Genomic DNA, 15,866 nt, shown 5'->3' with positions numbered 1-15,866 from the left:
GGTGCTCAATGCACGGCGGCGTTTTCTTATCAGGATACACGCCGCTTGGCTGAGAATCGCCCCAACGACGATCTGGATGCCCGCATTGCTTCGGCAAAGGCGGCTGGCCAGTCGCGTGGGTCCGGTCCGGTCGCGCAGGCGAAGGGCTATGGCCAGGGATCGAAGGTCCTTGCGCTGCTGCTCGGCGCGCTGTTTGGTGGCGGTGTCATGGGCTGGGCGCTGGATCAGTGGCTCGGCACGTCGCCTTGGGCGCTGTTGATCGTGCTTACGCTTGCGATCATCGGGGCGTTCCTCAACATCATGAAGATTTCGAAGGAGCGCGCAGAGTGAGCGCCGGCAAAATCGATCCGATGGAACAGTTCATGGTGGAGCCCGTCCTGGGCCGCCATTTGAACCTGTTCGGCTATGACGTGTCCTTCACGAACTCGGCGCTGTTCATGGTCGTCGTGTTCGTGCTGCTCGCGCTCTTCATCTCGGGTGGCCTCAAGCGCCAGCTCGTGCCCGGTCGCTGGCAGGTTGCCGCCGAGGACGCGGTGAGCTTCATCGACAATATGGTGTCGGTCAACATCGGCAGCGGCGGCAAGAAGTTCGCGCCGTACATCTTCTCGCTCTTCTACTTCATCCTGTTCGCCAATCTGATCGGCGTGATGCCGCTGGCGATCCTGCCGGGGCTCCACACCTTCGCGGTGACGAGCCACATCACGGTGACCGCGATCCTCGCCTTCCTTTCGTTCGCGATCGTGCTCGCGGTCGGCTTCTGGAAGCATGGCCTCAAGTTCTTCACGCTGTTCGTGCCGCACGGCGCGCCGGCGTGGCTGATGCCGGTGATCATCCCGGTCGAGTTCGTCTCGTTCATGGTGCGGCCTTTCTCGCTGGCACTGCGACTGTTCGTCGCGATGACCGCAGGGCACATCCTGCTCGAAGTGTTCGGCAGCTTCGTCGTCCAGGGCTTCACCGCCGGCGGCGGTCTCGGCACGGTGGTCGGCGTGCTCAGCTTCATCATGATCATCGGCGTCAGCGCGCTCGAGTTGCTGGTGTGCGCGATCCAGGCCTATGTGTTTGCTCTGCTAACGTCGCTGTACCTGCACGACGCAGTGCATCTGCACTAGAATTTCCATAACCCAATCTACGTATTCCTAGGGAGCTTATCATGACTGATCTTGGTGCAATGTACATCGGTGCCGGCCTGGCAGCGATCGGTGTCGGTCTCGCCGCGCTCGGCGTGGGCAACGTGTTCGGCTCGTTCCTCGAAGGCGCACTCCGTAACCCGGGCGCAGCAGACGGCCAGCAGGGTCGCCTGTTCATCGGCTTCGCGGCATCGGAGCTGCTCGGCCTGATCGCGTTCGTTGTCGCGATCCTCATCCTCTTCGTCGTCAAGTAAGAAGAGAAACCAGCCAATGCCGCAGCTATCCCAAATTGGCGAGATCTACGCGTCGCAGCTGTTCTGGCTCGCGATCGTCTTCGCGCTGATCTATTTCGGGATCGGCAAGGCGATGGTCCCCAAGATCGAGGCGACGATCGAAGATCGTAACGGCCGGATCACGGGCGACCTCGCCGCGGCGGAGGCGGCGCGGGCGACCGCGCTGGCGTCCGAGCGCGATTATCAGGCCGGGCTCGAAGCAGCCCGGTCGCAGGCGATGATCGCAATCGGCGAAGCCAAGGCGCAGGCAACCGCCAGCACCGAGGCCAAACTCAAGACGAGCGACGAAGGTCTGGCCGCGCAATTGCACGCGGCCACCGGACGGATCGAATCCTCCAAGACCGCGGCGCTCGCCGAAATCGAGACCGCGACCACCGACGCGGTCGAGCAGATCGTCGCCAAGCTTTCGGGCGTGGCGGTCGATCGTGCGACGATCGAAACGCGCGTGAAGGCGGAACTGGCACATGGCTGAGGCAAGCGCAGTCAAGACCGTGGAGCATACCGGCGTGGTCGAACTCCATCACGAACCCTCCGTCTTCGGCATCACCGCCCCGGGCTTCGTCGCATTGTCGATGCTGGTCGTGATCGGCCTGATGATCTGGAAAAAGGTGCCCAAGATGATCGCGGGCGCGCTCGATTCGCGCATCGCGACGATCCGCACCCAGCTCGACGAAGCCTCGCAACTGCGTGCCGAAGCCGAGGCGCAGCTCGCCGAAGCCAAGGCGCGCAATGCGGCGAGCGCCGGCGATGCCGCCGCGATCGTCGCGCATGCGCAAGCCGAGGCAGCAGCGATGCTGGTCAAGGCCGAGGCTGATCTCGCCGATTTGGTCGCGCGTCGTCAGACGATGGCCGAGGACAAGATCGCTGCCGCCGAGCGCGGTGCGATTGCCGAAGTTCGTGCGCTGGCGGCCGATGCCGCGACGCGCGCCGCAGCGACCATCCTGGCGGAGCGTCATGGCGTCGATGCCGACAAGGCACTGGTCGATCGCACGATCGCCGGGCTCGGACGGCTCAACTAAGCGTCCGTCGGAGACACGCGGAGCAATTCCGCGTGGGTCCGCTTGATCCAATCCATTTCGTTTCGCCACTGGCCGGGGTAGAGCTTGGTCAGCGGCGATTCGCGCCGCTTTCGCTTTCGAAAGAGGCTCTCCCATGAAGTCTGTCCTTCTGCCCGTGCTGGTCGCTCTGACCGCGGCGCCGCTCGCTGCCCAGACCGCGCCTGCGCCCGCCGCAACCGCGATCCCGACGACCACGACCGCCTCCACAGCCAAATTCACGCTCGACACGCCGATCGAGACGATCGCGGCCGATCCCAAGGGCAAGGCGGTGCTCGACACCGACCTCCAGAACATCACCGCGCACCCGATGTACGACCAGTTCAAGTCGATGTCGCTCGCGCAGGTCCAGCCGATGTCACAGGGCGCGTTGACCGACGCTGCGCTCGCCAAGGTCAAGGCCGACCTCGAAGCGATCAAGTAAGGCGCGGACGGTGGCGGTGCTCGCGCACCGCCACCGCAGCATCAGATGATTCGGCCATGCGCTCGCAGCAAAGCGGGCAGGTCGGCCCAAGCGGGCGCCGCATCGCTCTCATACCCATGCACCGCGCCGGTTCCGATGCTGCGTGACGCGCGCATCGCGCCCAGATGGGCGCCGGCGGCGAGATAGGCGCGCATCGCCGCACGATCCTCCCACAGCGACATCGTGTGGTGTGTGCCGGCGATCGTCCGCGCCTCGACCGACAGATTGCCCGGTGCGCGCTGCGCCTGCTGCATCGAACGGATCGCGTGCCACCAGAAGCGCGGGGCCTGGAACAGGCTTTTCGGCTTCAGGCCGGTGATCGAGACATACATTGCGGATCTTCTCCATCGCGGGCGCGTGCGCGGGGATGCGCAAAACCGTGGCATCCGCCGCGCGGACTCCCTAGATCAATCGCATGTCCTCGCCCAATGCGCCTGATCGTTTCAACGAAGAGAAATCCACCTTTGCCGTCCGCGGTGGCGGCGACACGCCCGATCTCGCCGCGGGAGTCGCCGCGATCCGCAACGTGCTCGCCACGCTGCCGATCCGTCCCGGGGTGTATCGCATGCAGGATGCGCGCGGCGACGTGCTGTATGTCGGCAAGGCCAAGGCGCTCAAGAACCGCGTGACCAATTACACGCAGGTCGATCGTCTTTCGAAGCGGCTCCAGCGGATGGTCGCGCAGACACGCTCGATGACGATCGTCACGACCAATAACGAGGCCGAGGCGCTGCTGCTCGAGGCGCAGCTGATCAAGCGTTATCGCCCGGCGTACAACGTGCTGCTGCGCGACGACAAGAGCTTCCCCTTCATCCTGTTGCGCGCCGACCATGAATTCCCGCGGATCCAGAAGCATCGTGGTGCGCGACGCGCCAAGGGCAATTATTACGGGCCGTTCGCCAGCGCGGGCTCGGTCAACAATACGCTCAACGCGCTGCAGAAGCTGTTCCTGCTGCGCTCATGCACCGACAGCTTCTTCCGCAACCGCGACCGGCCGTGCCTGCTCTATCAGATCAAGCGGTGCTCGGCGCCGTGCGTCGGGCGGATCGATGAGGCGGGCTATGCCGAGCTGGTTGGCGACGCCAAGGCGTTCCTCGGCGGCAAATCGACGCAGGTGCAGACCAAGCTCGGCGGCCAGATGGAAGCCGCGGCGCAGGCGATGGACTTCGAGCTCGCGGCGATCCTGCGCGACCGGTTACGCGCGCTGACCTTCATCCAGGGCAGCCAGGCGATCAACGCCGAGGGGCTGGGCGATGCCGACATCTTCGCGATGGCCAACAAGAACGGCGTGATCGGCATCCAGGCCTTCTTCATCCGCGGCGGACAGAATTGGGGGCATCGCAGCTTCTTCCCGGCGCACACCGCCGATGTGCCCGAGGACGAGATCCTCACCGGCTTCCTCGCGCAATTTTATGAGGAAGTGCCGCCGCCGAAGACGATCTTCCTCGATCGCGAGCTCGAGGAGGGCGAATTGCTCGGCGAGGCGCTTGGGGCCGGGGTCGGTTTCAAGGTGACGCTGTCGATGCCGCAGCGTGGCACGCGGCGGCGGCTGCTCGACCAGGCCAAGCGCAATGCCGAGGAAGCGCTCGACCGCCGCCTCGCCGAGAGCACGACGCAGGCCAAGCTGCTGCGCGAGGTTGCCGAACTGTTCGATCTGGCCGAACCGCCAGACCGGATCGAGGTGTACGACAACAGCCACATCCAGGGGACCAACGCCGTCGGCGCGATGGTCGTCGCGGGCCCCGAGGGCTTCCGCAAGGGCCAGTATCGCAAGTTCAACATCAAGAACCCCGACACGATCCCCGGCGACGATTTCGGCATGATGCGCGAGGTGTTCCAGCGCCGCTTCGCGCGCGCGCAGAGCGAAGACCCCGATCGCGATGCCGGAGACTGGCCCGATCTCGTGCTGATCGACGGCGGGCGCGGCCAGCTCAATGCCGCCAAGGCGGTGCTCGAGGAGATGGGGATCGAGGACGTGTGCCTGGTTGGCGTCGCCAAGGGGCCGATGCATGGCCGCGATGGGCGCGAGGTGTTCCACCTGCTCGACGGGCGCGAGTTTCAGTTGCCGGTCAACGCGCCGGTGCTGTTCTACCTCCAGCGCCTGCGCGACGAGGTCCACCGCTTCGTGATCGGCGCGCATCGCGACAAGCGCTCGAAGGCGATCGGCGCGTCACCGCTCGACGATGTTCCGGGGATCGGCCCGGCGCGCAAGAAAGCGCTGCTGATGCATTTCGGCACCGCGCGCGCGGTGCGGGGGGCGAGCCTGGCGGATCTGCAGAAGGCGCCGGGGGTGAGTGCCGCAGTGGCGCAGCAGCTCTACGATTTCTTCCACGCACGCTGAAGGCGGCGGGCGGTCGGATCGACCGCGCCGCCGCCTTGCGAATTCGGGATCAGGCTTCGGCGGTGGGGGCGAGCGAGAGATCGTCGCTCGCGACGGCTTCGGCAGGCTCGGAATGGCTGACCAGGCGGATGAAACCGACGACAAGCAGCATGGCAGGAACGATGTTCAGATAGGCCGGCGCACTAATGATGTGCAAAGCCGAAACCAAGACAAGCGCCGCGACCACGGCAAACGACCCCATTCGATCCATTATCACTCTCCACCTTTTTTTAATTGTCATGAAGCTGCAACGTCGCCGCGTAGGCGTCAATCGGAAAGTTCAAGGCGCGAAAGCTGGATTTTTTCGCGGCGACGGCGGCGCGCTATCCCTTTGTCTTTGCTGGCTCTCACTTTCATGGTGCGTTGCAGCAATAATATGTCATCGTCCGCTAACACGCGAGATGTGGCCATTTCCCAGCTTGGCGGCGTTGGAAAGAAGGAGTTCCGTTATGCAGACGCCGCAATCCCCCAAGCGTTCGAAGATCAGCCCGACGGCGCAAGCATCGCTGTCCCTGTTGGGCTTTGGCCTGGCATTGCTGGCATTCCTGATCGCGATCGATCGCCCGCAATGGTTCGTCCTACGCCCGGCATCGGGCACGGCTGCTGCGCTGGCCAAGGCATCGGTAAAGCCGGTCGATACGCATGAGACGGCGCGGGTCGGCGCAGCCGCGGCGGACATCACGCCGTAACCGCTTCCATTTGCCGAGGGCACGATTCGGCCCTATCGCGCAATCGCGTCCTTGAAAGCCCCGAGATACGATGATCGTCACCAACACGCCCGGCTATCGCCACATCTTCCGCGAGATCTGGCGGCCTGCTGCCTTGCTGTTCGTCTGGGACGTGATCGTGACGGTCACCTATTACGTCGTGCCGTTCACCGCGCCATCGCTTCCGCTGACGCTGTTCGGCACGGCGCTCGCGCTGTTCCTCGGGTTCCGGAGTAACTCGGCGTATCAGCGCTGGTGGGAAGGGCGCGTGCTGTGGGGGCAGATGATCAACGCAAGTCGCAGCCTCGCGCGGCAGGCGCGCAATTACCTGCCCGACGAAGCGAAGGACCTGAAGCGCACGATCGTCCTGCGGCAGATCGCCTATGTCAACGCGCTGCGCTGCCAGTTGCGGCGCCAGCCGTCGGACGGCGAGGTGCTGCGCTTCCTGTCGCGCGGCGAGGCCGATTTCGCGCTCGGTCGCGTCAATGTCGCCAACGGGATCGTCGATGGCACCGGCCGCCGGATCAACGGCGCGCGCGCCGAGGGTTGGATCGACACGATCCAGCAGGCGTCGATGGAGAGCATCCTCGTCGATATCGCCAATGCGCAGGGCGGGATGGAGCGGCTCAAGAACATGCCGCTGCCGAGCCAGTACCGCTTTTTCCCGACGATCTTCACGCATCTGCTGTGCATCTTGCTGCCGATCGGGCTGGTCGACACGCTCGGCTTCGCGACGCCGCTCGGGTCGAGCATCGCCGGCCTGATGTTCCTCGTCGTGCTCGCGATCGGCGACGATCTGGTCGATCCGTTCGCTAATACCGTTCACGACGTTCCGTTGTCGGCGATGTGCCGGACGATCGAGATCGATCTGCTGCAGGCGATCGGTGATCCCGCGCCCGAGCCGCTCCGCGCCGATGCGCAGGGCGTGCTGTGGTAGAATGGGGGTAGGCCGGAGCTAGGCCCAGCCCTCGAGCACCTGGTCGGGCGGGCGATGCCCATCGGCCCACATGCGGATGTTGGCGATGACTTTCTCGCCGGTCGCCATCCGCCCCTCATAGGTCGCCGATCCCATATGCGGCGTCATCACGACGTTGGGCAGCGCGAGCAGCCGCGGGTCGATCTGCGGCTCGTGCTTCCACACGTCGAGCCCAGCGCCCGCCAACCGCTGGCCCTCGAGCGCATCGATCAGCGCATCCTCGTCGACGATCCCGCCGCGCGCAGCGTTGATGAGATAGACGTGCGGACGCAGCAGCGCGATCCGGTCCGCATCCAACAAGCCCTCGCTATCGGCGTTGCGCGGGGTGTGGATCGTCAGGATATCGATCGCGCCGAGCATCTCGTCGAGATTGGGATGCCATTGCGCCTGCAATTCCGCCTCGACCACTTTCGGCAGGCGGTGGCGGTTATGATAATGGATCGACAGCCCGAAGGCGCGCGCGCGCCGAGCGACCGCCTGGCCGATCCGGCCCATGCCAAGGATGCCGAGGGCCTTGCCGCCGATCCGGTGGCCGAGCATCCCGCCCGGCGACCAGCCTTGCCACGCGCCCGAGCGCACCAGTTTCTCGCCCTCGGCGAGGCGGCGCGGGACCGAGACGATCAGCGCCATCGTCATGTCGGCGGTGTCCTCGGTCAGCACGCCGGGGGTGTTGGTGACGATGATGCCGCGCGCGCGCGCCGCCTTCAGCGCGATATGGTTCACGCCCGCGCCGAAATTGGCGATCAGCTTGAGCCGGGGACCGGCGCCGGCGATCAGCTCGGCATCGATCTCGTCGGTAACGGTGGGAACGAGCACGTCGCACTCCGCCATCGCGGCGGCGAGCTGCTCGCGCGTCATGCCGACCGGCCCGCGATGGAGCTGCGTGTCGAACAGCTGCGTCATGCGCTCCATCACCGCGTCGGGCAATTCGCGCGTCACGGCAACTTTCGGGTTCGGCACGCGTCTCGTTTCGGGCATGGACATGGCTTGGCCGAGCGCTTTGGCCTCGTCAACGGTGTTGAAGCGACGGCGCGAACCGCGATAAACGAGCGCGTTTACAGACGGGGAAAGAGTATGCGTAACAGGGCGCGGATTTTGCTGGCGGCAATGGCGATCACGCTCGGCGTGGGCGCGGTGGCGCCGGCGCTGGCGGGGCTCGTCCAGAAAAAGCCGCCCTATTTCGCCTCGATCTCGCCGGGCAAGGCGCGGATGCGGACCGGCCCTGCGCGCACCTATCCGTCGAGCTGGTTGTACCAGCGCGCCGACCTGCCGGTGAAGGTGCTCGACGTCTACGATCATGGCGCGTGGTACAAGGTCGAGGATCCGGGCGGTACGCAGGGCTGGATGATGGGCACGCTGGTGAGCGAGAAACGCACCGCGGTGGTGATGGGAATGGTCGCCGAGCTGCGTGATTCGCCGCGCGACGGCGGGCGGATCCTGTGGCGTGCGGCACCGGGCGTCGTCGGGCGGCTGAGCCGATGTTCGCGCGGCTGGTGCCATTTCGACGTGCGCGGGCGCGGCGGCTTCGTCGAGGCGAACCATCTGTGGGGCGTCGAGCCAACCGAAGAGTTGCCGTGAGCGAGTGGCGGATCGTCCGCGACGATCTGTCGCATCCCGCGGTCGTCGCGCTGCTCGACCTGCATTTGCGCAGCGCGCACGAGAATTCGCCGCCGGGCAGCGTCTTTGCGCTCGACCTCAGCGGTTTGCGCGATCCGGCGGTGACGCTTTGGACTTTGTGGGAAGGCGCGACCGTGCTCGGGATGGGAGCGCTCAAGCAGCTCGATGCGACGCATGGCGAGATCAAGTCGATGCGCACTGCGCCCGGGCAACTCCGGCGCGGCGTGGCGGGCGCGATGCTGGCCTATCTCATCGCCGAGGCGCGCGATCGCGCGTACCGGCGCCTGAGCCTCGAGACGGGATCGAACGCGCCATTCGCGGCGGCGCACGCGCTGTACGAGCGCGCAGGGTTCGTCGAATGCGACCAGTTCGCAGACTATAGCGACCGTACGTTCAGTCGGTACTACACGCTGGCGCTCGCCTGACACCCTTCCCCGGGCTTCGGGGAAGGGTTGCAACGGTCTGCGCGGTTTAGTGCATCAGTTCGATGGCGACTGCAGTCGCTTCGCCCCCGCCGATGCACAGCGAGGCGAGGCCACGCTTCTGCCCGCTGGTCTGCAGCGCCGACAGCAACGTTGCGAGGATCCGCGCGCCGCTCGCGCCGATCGGATGGCCGAGCGCGCACGCGCCGCCATGGACGTTGAGCCGGTCATGCGGGATGCCGAGATCGCGCATCGCGATCATCGCGACGACGGCGAAGGCTTCGTTGACCTCGAACAGGTCGACATCGCCGACCGACCAGCCCGCCTTGGCGAGCGCCTTGCGCATCGCGAACACCGGCGCGGTGGTGAACAGTTCGGGGGCATGCGCGTGCGCTGCCTGTGCGACGATCCGCGCGATCGGGGTGAGACCGAGCTTCTCGGCGACCGAGGCACGCGTCATCACCAGCGCCGCGGCGCCATCCGAGATCGACGAGGCGTTCGCCGCGGTGATCGTGCCGTCCTTCGAGAAGGCGGGCTTGAGCGTGGGGATCTTGGCGACGTCGCCCTTGGCGGGCTGCTCGTCGAGGCTGACGGTGGTCGGGCCCTTGCGACCGCTCACCTCGACCGCGACGATTTCGCGGTCGAACGCGCCCGATTGCTGCGCGCGCTGCGCGCGGTGGAGCGATTCGATCGCGTAATCGTCCATCTGCTGGCGCGTGAACTGATAGACCGCCGCGGTATCCTCGGCGAAATTGCCCATCAATTTGCCGGGCTGATACGCATCCTCGAGCCCGTCGAGATACATGTGATCCTTGAGCACGTCGTGCCCGATCCGCGCACCGCTGCGGTGGCGCAGCGAGAGATACGGCGCATTGGTCATGCTCTCCATCCCGCCCGCGACGATCAGGTCGGCCGATCCGGCGGCGAGCGCATCGGCGGCGAGCATCGTCGCCATCATGCCCGAGCCGCACATCTTGTTGACCGTGGTCGCCTCGATATGATCGGGTAGACCGGCTTTGAGCGCGGCCTGACGGGCAGGGGCCTGGCCGAGTCCAGCGGGGAGCACGCAGCCCATATAGATCCGCTCGATCGCCTCGCCCGAAACGCCCGCGCGCTCGACCGCGCCACCGACCGCGGCGGCGCCGAGTTCGGTCGCGGTGGCGCCGGTCAGCGCGCCCTGGAACGAGCCCATCGGCGTGCGGGCATAGGAAACGATGACGACGGGATCAGCGGACACGGGCGCACTTTCGCATAGCAAACGGATGCGTGCGATCTAGGACGGAGTCGGCCGATTTACAAACCGGTGGCGGTTCCGGGTCTTCTCGCTGCTGCGCGAATGGCGGTAAGGGGGCGCATGGTAGAGTTGCTCCTTTGGCCGAGCCTGCTCGGCTTGCTCGGCGCGGTGATCGGGAGTTTTCTCGCGACGCTGGTGATCCGCTGGCCCGAGGGGCGATCGGTGATGCGCGGGCGCTCGCACTGCGACGGCTGCGACGTTGCGCTCGGCGCGCGCGATCTGGTGCCATTGTTGAGCGCCGCACTGGCGCGCGGGCACTGCCGGGCCTGCGGAGTTGCGATCGACGGGCGGCATTGGCAGATCGAGCTTGGGTGCATCGTGATCGGCGTGCTGGCGGGGTGGGCGGTGCCGGGGCCGGTCGGACTGGCGGGCGCCGTGTTCGGCTGGCTGCTGCTGGCCCTCGCCGCGCTCGACATCGCCGAATTCTGGTTGCCCGATGCGCTGACCGCGACGCTGGCCGGGGCGGGGGTGGTCACGGGAGTGCTCGGCGTCGCGCCGTCGATTGGCGATCGGATAATTGGCGGCGTCGGCGGCTTTGCTGTGCTGTGGGCGATCGGTGCGGCGTACAAACGGCTTCGGCATCGCGAGGGGCTGGGCGGGGGCGATCCGAAGCTGCTCGGCGCGATCGGGCTGTGGCTCGGCTGGCGGTTGCTGCCGGCGGTGGTCTTCCTTGCCGCGCTGACCGGGCTGGCGATCGTCCTGGCCGGGCTGTTGCGCGGGCGGGGTGCGGGGCTGGGGGATCGCATGCCGTTCGGGGCGCTGCTCGCGATCGCAGCTTACCCGGCCTGGCTGTTCCTGCTAGGCTCGCTGCCATGAAAGCGCTCCTCTTGTTCGCGCCCGTGCTGCTCGCCGCTGCCCCGCAGGCGACGCCGGTCGCGCCCGCGCCGCCGCTGGTTTCGGTCGATGGCCTGCCGATCGGTGCGATCCCCAAGCAGCAGCTGCCGGCACATGGGTGCGCCGCCTATCTCTGGACCGCCAGCGGGACGCGCGCGCTGATCGCGATGGCGGGGGCCGATCCGGCACGGTTGCGCGTGTCGCTCCAGGGCAAGATCACCGATCTCGACCGCACCGCGCAGGTCGGCGCGAGCGGCTTCGGTTTTCCCGAAAAGGCCGAATATCGCAGCGGCAGCCTCGTCGCCAAACTGACGATGAAGGTCGAGACGCGCGAGTCGATCAGCGCGGGCGCGGTCGTGCCCGAGGGCTTGCTCGAGATCGACCAGGCAGGGCAGGATTCGGTGATAGTGCCGGTGGCGGGGCTGATCGGCTGCGTTTGAGGGGATTGCGATGACGATGCACGACGTGTTGAACCGCCAGCGCGCTGCCTTCATGGCCGAGCTTCCCGTCAGCCTTGCGGTTCGCAAGGATCGCCTTAATCGTGCCGCGGCGATGATCGCCGACAATGCCGACGCCTTTTGCGACGCGCTGAGCGAGGATTTCGGGCATCGCAGCCGCGAGCAGTCGATGCTGACCGACATCGCATCGTCGATCGCGCCGATCCGCCACGCGCTCAAATCGGTCGAGCGCTGGATGCGCCGCGACACGCGGCCGGTGCAATTTCCGCTCGGGCTGTTGGGCGCGCGCGCCTGGGTCGAATATCAGCCCAAGGGCGTGGTCGGCGTGATCGCGCCGTGGAATTTTCCGGTCAATCTGGTGATGGGGCCGATCGCCGGGATATTCGCCGCGGGCAACCGCGCGATGGTCAAGACGAGCGAATTCACCCCGCGCACGGCGGCGCTGTTCGAAGCTGTCTGCGGCACCTATTTCGCGCCGGACGAGCTCGCTTTCTTCAGTGGCGGGGCAGAGGTCGGCAAGGCGTTTTCCGAACTGCCCTTCGACCATCTGATCTTCACCGGCGCGACCGGGATCGGGCGCCACATCCTGCACGCCGCCGCCGACAATCTGACGCCGGTCACGCTCGAACTCGGCGGCAAGTCGCCGGTGATCGTCGGCAAGGATGCCGACATCGCCAAGGCGACCGAGCGCGTGGCGATCGGCAAGATGCTCAACGCCGGGCAGATCTGCCTCGCGCCCGATTACATGCTCGTGCCCGAGGCGCAGGAGCAGGCGGTCGTCGATGGTCTCAAGGCGGCGGTGTCGGCAATGTATCCGACATTGCTCGCCAATCCCGATTACACCGCGATCATCAACGACCGGCATCACCAGCGCCTGCAGGACTGGGTCGCCGATGCGCGTGCCAAGGGCGCGACGGTCGAAACGGTCAATCCGGCGGGTGAGGATTTCGCGGGCTCGAACAGCCGCAAGATGCCGCTCCACATCGTCCGGAACGCGACCGACGACATGATCGTGATGCAGGAGGAACTGTTCGGGCCGATCCTCCCGGTGCGCCGCTATAGCGGGATCGACACGGCGATCGCCGAGGTCAATCGCCGCGACCGGCCGCTCGGTCTCTACTATTTCGGGCCCGATGCGGACGAACGGCGGCGCGTGCTCGACCGGACGATCTCGGGCGGCGTGACGCTAGACGACGTGGTGTTTCACGTCTCGATGGAGGAATTGCCCTTCGGCGGGATCGGACCTTCGGGAATGGGGTCGTATCACGGGAGCGACGGCTTCAAGACCTTCAGCCACGCCAAGGCTGTATTCAAACAGGCCAAGCTCGACGTCGCGAAGCTCGCAGGGCTCAAGCCGCCTTATGGCAAGGCGACGTGGACGAGCATCAAGCGGCAGATGAAATAGGCGGGGAGAAGCTTCCCCCTCTAACCGTCACCCCGGGCTCGTCCCGGGGTCCACCGGGCCGCAAGCACTGCGGCAGTAGCGTGTGCGTGACGGTGGACCCCGGAACAGGTCCGGGGTGACGAAAAGGTTGTACCGTCAGATCTTGCCCTGATCGGCCGCATCAATCCGATAGTGGATCGGCTTGAAGCTCCCGCCATTGCTCGCCGGCGCCGAGCAGGCGGTGAGGCCGATCACCAGGTCCATCGCCGCGCGGAAGACGATATGGTCGCCCGCCTGGCTGATCGGCGGGAGTACCGACAGCTTGCCGGTCGCGGCATCGACGGGCACATTCATGAAACAGTTGAACGCCACCGGGATCCGGTCTGGCGTCACGCCATAGGGTTCGAGCGCCGCCGCCAGATTGCCGAAGCAGCCGCGATGCGGCGGCAGGTCGGGATAGAAATGGTGGAAGGTGTCGTACGAACACGGCGTCAGCAGGAAGTCGTGCCGCCCAACGGTGTCGGCGACGATCTCGAGCATCGGGTGCGATCGGTTCGAATAAAGCTGGTGCCCGGTCGTCAGGAAGATCGTCTCGGCATAATCGAGCGTCCGGCCCGACGAGATGACCTCGTCGATATCCTCGGCATTGAATGCGAGCAGATCGGCGACCTGGCGGCCGCGCGGGTCGATCACGGTGAGGGTCTCGCCCCGCGCCAGGCGGAACGCGGTGCCGCTGCGCTCGGGGATCTCGATCGTATCGCTCACTCGGGCGTACCAGCGTAATTGAACGGGCACTTCCACTCGGCGCCAACGACGCGCCCACTATACTGGCGCGCCTCGCTCATTTCGCCGTGGCGCGCGAGCATCGGGTTGCGGCTGCCTGCGAGCGCCTCGTCGCGTACCAGAATCTTCTCGCGCATCCCCTCATAGCGGCCCTGATCGCGCAGCGTGGTGAATTGGTCGTGCAGGTTGAACACCATCGTCGGCTGCGCGAAGCGTCGCGCGGGGCGGCTGGCATTGGGATGCAGGCCGACGATGAAGAATGCCTCGCCGCCGAAGCTCAGCGAGAAATGCGGGCTCTCCGGATCGGCGCTGACGCCCTTGTCATAACCCTGGCCGCGCCACACGTCCTTGTCCGAGATCGATTGCGCGCGCTGCCACAGCGCCGTTTCGAACGCGTCCTCGCTCAGCCCGTCGGGGCCGTCGAAGATCACCGCGAAGCTGCGGAACAGCCCCGGATCGGCGCGATAGTCGGCGGCAAAATGCATCAGCCCGTCATGAATGCGCAGATCGTCCCATGCGCTGTCGATCCTGTCGCAGGCGAGCACCGACAGCGTCCCCTTGGCGAGCGCCGCCTTGGCGCCGACGCACGGAAAGTCTGCCGCCGCGACATGCGCGTCGAGCAGGGCCTGGAAATCGCCTTGCGCGCGGTGGCGCCAAGGGAAGAGCGGGGTCGCGGGCATGGGCATGTCCGACAAGACGGTTCCATCGGCCGAAGGTTCCAAGATTCCTCGCTGATCCTAATCAAGCATTTAGCGAAGCTGTGCCTTGGGAAAACCGCTCCATGCCTGATCATAGTCGGCGTCCAACGCGCTCGTTTCCAAAGCGAAATCCGTCGGGGTGAAGACCCAGCGGCTCTCGATCATGAACGCCATCGTGCCGTCGAGCTTGTGCGGTTTGAGGTCCGCCGCGCTCGCGCCCTGCCAGCTCGCCACGTCGGGGCCGTGCCCGCTCATCTGGTTGTGCAGCGACAAGGCGCCGGGCACGAAACCGTCCGCCTTGGCGTCGTAGGCGCCGTAGAGCAGGCCCATACATTCGCTCATCGTGTTGCGGTGGAACCAGGGCGGGCGGAAAGTGTCTTCGGCGACCAGCCAGCGCGGCGGGAAGATCACGAAATCGACATTGGCCGTGCCGGGCACGTCGCTTGGGCTCGTCAGCACGGTGAAGATCGACGGGTCGGGATGATCGAAGCTGATGCTGCCGATCGTGTTGAAGCGTTTCAGATCGTATTTCCACGGCGCGTAATTGCCGTGCCACGCGACGACGTCGAGCGGCGAACGGCCGAGCTCGGTGGTCCACAGGCTGCCGAGGAATTTCTGGACCAGCTCATACTCGCCCTCGACATCCTCGAACCAGGCGACGGGCGTCTCGAAGTCGCGCGGGTTGGCGAGGCCGTTGGCGCCGATCGGGCCGAGATCGGGAAGGCGGAAGGGCTGGCCGTGATTCTCCGCGACATAGCCTCGTGCGGTGCCGTCGGGCAGGGTTACGCGAAAGCGGACGCCGCGCGGGATCAGCGCGACTTCGCCGGGCTTGACGTCGATCCGGCCGAACTCGGTGAGCAGCGTGAGCGCGCCCTGCTCTGGAAGGATCAGCAGTTCGCCATCGGCGGAGGCGAAGGCGCGGTTTTCCATGTCCTTGGTGGCGCGGTAGATATGCATCGCGACGCCGGTCTGCGTCTTGGGGCCGTCGCCCGCGACGACCATCGTCGTCAGGCTGTCGAGCCAGTCAGCCTCGGCGAGCGTGTCGAGCGGCTTCCAGCGCAAACGGTTGGGCGCGAGCGGCGCGGTGGCGACACCGGGCGCGAAGAGGGGGGCGCCCTCATATGGGGTGAAGGCGGGGTGCGCGGCGGACGGGCGCAGGCGGTAGAGCCACGAGCGCTTGTTCTCGTGCCGGGGTGCGGTGAAGGCGGTGCCGCTGAGTTGCTCGGCGTAGAGGCCGAACGCCAGGCGCTGCGGTGAATTGCGGCCGATCGGGAGCGCGCCGGGGACGGCTTCGCTGGCGAAATGGTTGCCGAAGCCGGTCATGTAAGGGACGTCGCTCATCTCGCTCTCCAGCCCCTCCCCTTCGGGGGAGGGG

21 protein-coding genes are annotated in these 15,866 nt (G+C 66.3%); 14 read left to right on the top strand and 7 right to left on the bottom strand.

The window, feature by feature from the left end; genetic code table 11:
- The first annotated feature begins 45 nt into the window (after positions 1-45).
- The 6 genes from EAH76_RS07030 to EAH76_RS07005 all read left to right on the top strand — a co-directional run bounded on the left by EAH76_RS07030 (position 46) and on the right by EAH76_RS07005 (position 2,899).
- Complete coding sequence (locus EAH76_RS07030) at positions 46-330, top strand: AtpZ/AtpI family protein (protein WP_140849476.1); 285 nt, start codon at positions 46-48, stop codon at positions 328-330.
- Positions 327-1,109, top strand: coding sequence for a F0F1 ATP synthase subunit A (locus EAH76_RS07025; protein WP_140849474.1), 783 nt, complete (start codon positions 327-329; stop codon positions 1,107-1,109). The genes EAH76_RS07030 and EAH76_RS07025 overlap by 4 nt, the downstream gene beginning before the upstream one ends.
- A 59-nt stretch (positions 1,110-1,168) precedes the next feature.
- Positions 1,169-1,381, top strand: coding sequence for a F0F1 ATP synthase subunit C (locus EAH76_RS07020; protein ID WP_010164404.1), 213 nt, complete (start codon positions 1,169-1,171; stop codon positions 1,379-1,381).
- Positions 1,382-1,397: 16 nt separating this feature from the next.
- Positions 1,398-1,892 carry an ATPase gene (locus EAH76_RS07015; RefSeq protein WP_140849472.1) on the top strand — a complete coding sequence of 165 codons (495 nt, stop codon included), beginning with the start codon at positions 1,398-1,400 and terminating at the stop codon, positions 1,890-1,892.
- Positions 1,885-2,439 (top strand): hypothetical protein, encoded by a 555-nt coding sequence (locus EAH76_RS07010; protein WP_140849470.1) that lies wholly within the window; start codon positions 1,885-1,887, stop codon positions 2,437-2,439. Before EAH76_RS07015 ends, EAH76_RS07010 begins: the two co-directional genes overlap by 8 nt.
- 133 nt (positions 2,440-2,572) lie before the next feature.
- Positions 2,573-2,899 carry a hypothetical protein gene (locus EAH76_RS07005; protein ID WP_140849468.1) on the top strand — a complete coding sequence of 109 codons (327 nt, stop codon included), beginning with the start codon at positions 2,573-2,575 and terminating at the stop codon, positions 2,897-2,899.
- Between the two features lie 41 nt (positions 2,900-2,940).
- Here EAH76_RS07005 and EAH76_RS07000 read toward each other — a convergent pair whose 3' ends face one another.
- Positions 2,941-3,270, bottom strand: coding sequence for a hypothetical protein (locus tag EAH76_RS07000; protein ID WP_140849466.1), 330 nt, complete (start codon positions 3,268-3,270; stop codon positions 2,941-2,943).
- Positions 3,271-3,353: 83 nt separating this feature from the next.
- Between EAH76_RS07000 and uvrC the strand changes: the two genes are divergently transcribed.
- A complete protein-coding gene (gene uvrC, locus EAH76_RS06995) occupies positions 3,354-5,279 on the top strand; it encodes an excinuclease ABC subunit UvrC (RefSeq protein WP_140849464.1) in 1,926 nt (641 codons plus the stop codon).
- Between the two features lie 49 nt (positions 5,280-5,328).
- Here the strand turns inward: uvrC and EAH76_RS06990 are convergent, their stop codons facing one another.
- Positions 5,329-5,520 (bottom strand): hypothetical protein, encoded by a 192-nt coding sequence (locus EAH76_RS06990; protein WP_241659594.1) that lies wholly within the window; start codon positions 5,518-5,520, stop codon positions 5,329-5,331.
- A gap of 247 nt (positions 5,521-5,767) precedes the next feature.
- On the opposite strand from EAH76_RS06990, the gene EAH76_RS24085 reads away from it, so the two are divergent.
- On the top strand, positions 5,768-6,007 hold the full coding sequence (locus tag EAH76_RS24085) for a hypothetical protein (protein WP_140849462.1): 240 nt from the start codon (positions 5,768-5,770) through the stop codon (positions 6,005-6,007).
- Between the two features lie 70 nt (positions 6,008-6,077).
- On the top strand, positions 6,078-6,962 hold the full coding sequence (locus tag EAH76_RS06980) for a bestrophin family protein (RefSeq protein ID WP_140849460.1): 885 nt from the start codon (positions 6,078-6,080) through the stop codon (positions 6,960-6,962).
- 18 nt (positions 6,963-6,980) lie between these two features.
- Here the strand turns inward: EAH76_RS06980 and EAH76_RS06975 are convergent, their stop codons facing one another.
- Positions 6,981-7,979 (bottom strand): 2-hydroxyacid dehydrogenase, encoded by a 999-nt coding sequence (locus EAH76_RS06975; RefSeq protein ID WP_140849458.1) that lies wholly within the window; start codon positions 7,977-7,979, stop codon positions 6,981-6,983.
- A gap of 96 nt (positions 7,980-8,075) precedes the next feature.
- Here EAH76_RS06975 and EAH76_RS06970 point away from each other — a divergent pair, with 96 nt between their 5' ends.
- Positions 8,076-8,579 carry an SH3 domain-containing protein gene (locus tag EAH76_RS06970; RefSeq protein ID WP_140849456.1) on the top strand — a complete coding sequence of 168 codons (504 nt, stop codon included), beginning with the start codon at positions 8,076-8,078 and terminating at the stop codon, positions 8,577-8,579.
- Positions 8,576-9,043, top strand: coding sequence for a GNAT family N-acetyltransferase (locus tag EAH76_RS06965; protein ID WP_140849454.1), 468 nt, complete (start codon positions 8,576-8,578; stop codon positions 9,041-9,043). The genes EAH76_RS06970 and EAH76_RS06965 overlap by 4 nt, the downstream gene beginning before the upstream one ends.
- Before the next feature lie 46 nt (positions 9,044-9,089).
- Here EAH76_RS06965 and EAH76_RS06960 read toward each other — a convergent pair whose 3' ends face one another.
- On the bottom strand, positions 9,090-10,277 hold the full coding sequence (locus EAH76_RS06960) for an acetyl-CoA C-acyltransferase (RefSeq protein ID WP_140849452.1): 1,188 nt from the start codon (positions 10,275-10,277) through the stop codon (positions 9,090-9,092).
- Positions 10,278-10,394: 117 nt separating this feature from the next.
- Here EAH76_RS06960 and EAH76_RS06955 point away from each other — a divergent pair, with 117 nt between their 5' ends.
- Genes EAH76_RS06955 through EAH76_RS06945 form a run of 3 tightly spaced genes read left to right on the top strand, consistent with a single transcriptional unit; the run spans position 10,395 to position 13,031 of the window.
- Positions 10,395-11,150: a prepilin peptidase gene (locus EAH76_RS06955; protein WP_140849450.1), complete on the top strand. Its 756-nt coding sequence runs from the start codon at positions 10,395-10,397 to the stop codon at positions 11,148-11,150.
- The gene (locus tag EAH76_RS06950; protein ID WP_140849449.1) at positions 11,147-11,608 is read left to right on the top strand and encodes a hypothetical protein; all 462 of its coding nucleotides are present in this window, start codon (positions 11,147-11,149) and stop codon (positions 11,606-11,608) included. The genes EAH76_RS06955 and EAH76_RS06950 overlap by 4 nt, the downstream gene beginning before the upstream one ends.
- 10 nt (positions 11,609-11,618) lie before the next feature.
- Entirely contained in the window at positions 11,619-13,031 is a 1,413-nt protein-coding gene (locus tag EAH76_RS06945; protein WP_140849447.1) for a coniferyl aldehyde dehydrogenase, read from the top strand.
- A 135-nt stretch (positions 13,032-13,166) separates the two neighbouring features.
- Here the strand turns inward: EAH76_RS06945 and EAH76_RS06940 are convergent, their stop codons facing one another.
- From EAH76_RS06940 to hmgA, 3 genes are all read right to left on the bottom strand, one after another.
- Positions 13,167-13,775, bottom strand: a complete 609-nt coding sequence (locus tag EAH76_RS06940) for a DUF1989 domain-containing protein (protein ID WP_140849446.1) — start codon at positions 13,773-13,775, stop codon at positions 13,167-13,169.
- On the bottom strand, positions 13,772-14,479 hold the full coding sequence (gene gntA, locus EAH76_RS06935) for a guanitoxin biosynthesis heme-dependent pre-guanitoxin N-hydroxylase GntA (RefSeq protein WP_140850406.1): 708 nt from the start codon (positions 14,477-14,479) through the stop codon (positions 13,772-13,774). The genes EAH76_RS06940 and gntA overlap by 4 nt, the downstream gene beginning before the upstream one ends.
- 63 nt (positions 14,480-14,542) lie before the next feature.
- Entirely contained in the window at positions 14,543-15,832 is a 1,290-nt protein-coding gene (hmgA, locus tag EAH76_RS06930) for a homogentisate 1,2-dioxygenase (RefSeq protein WP_140849444.1), read from the bottom strand.
- Between the last annotated feature and the right edge of the window lie 34 nt (positions 15,833-15,866).

The organism is Sphingomonas glacialis, from assembly GCF_006439055.1.
Classification (GTDB): Bacteria; Pseudomonadota; Alphaproteobacteria; order Sphingomonadales; family Sphingomonadaceae; genus Sphingomonas; species Sphingomonas glacialis_A.
Note: the sequence above shows the minus strand (reverse complement) of the source record. Positions and strands in the feature narration are given on the sequence as shown.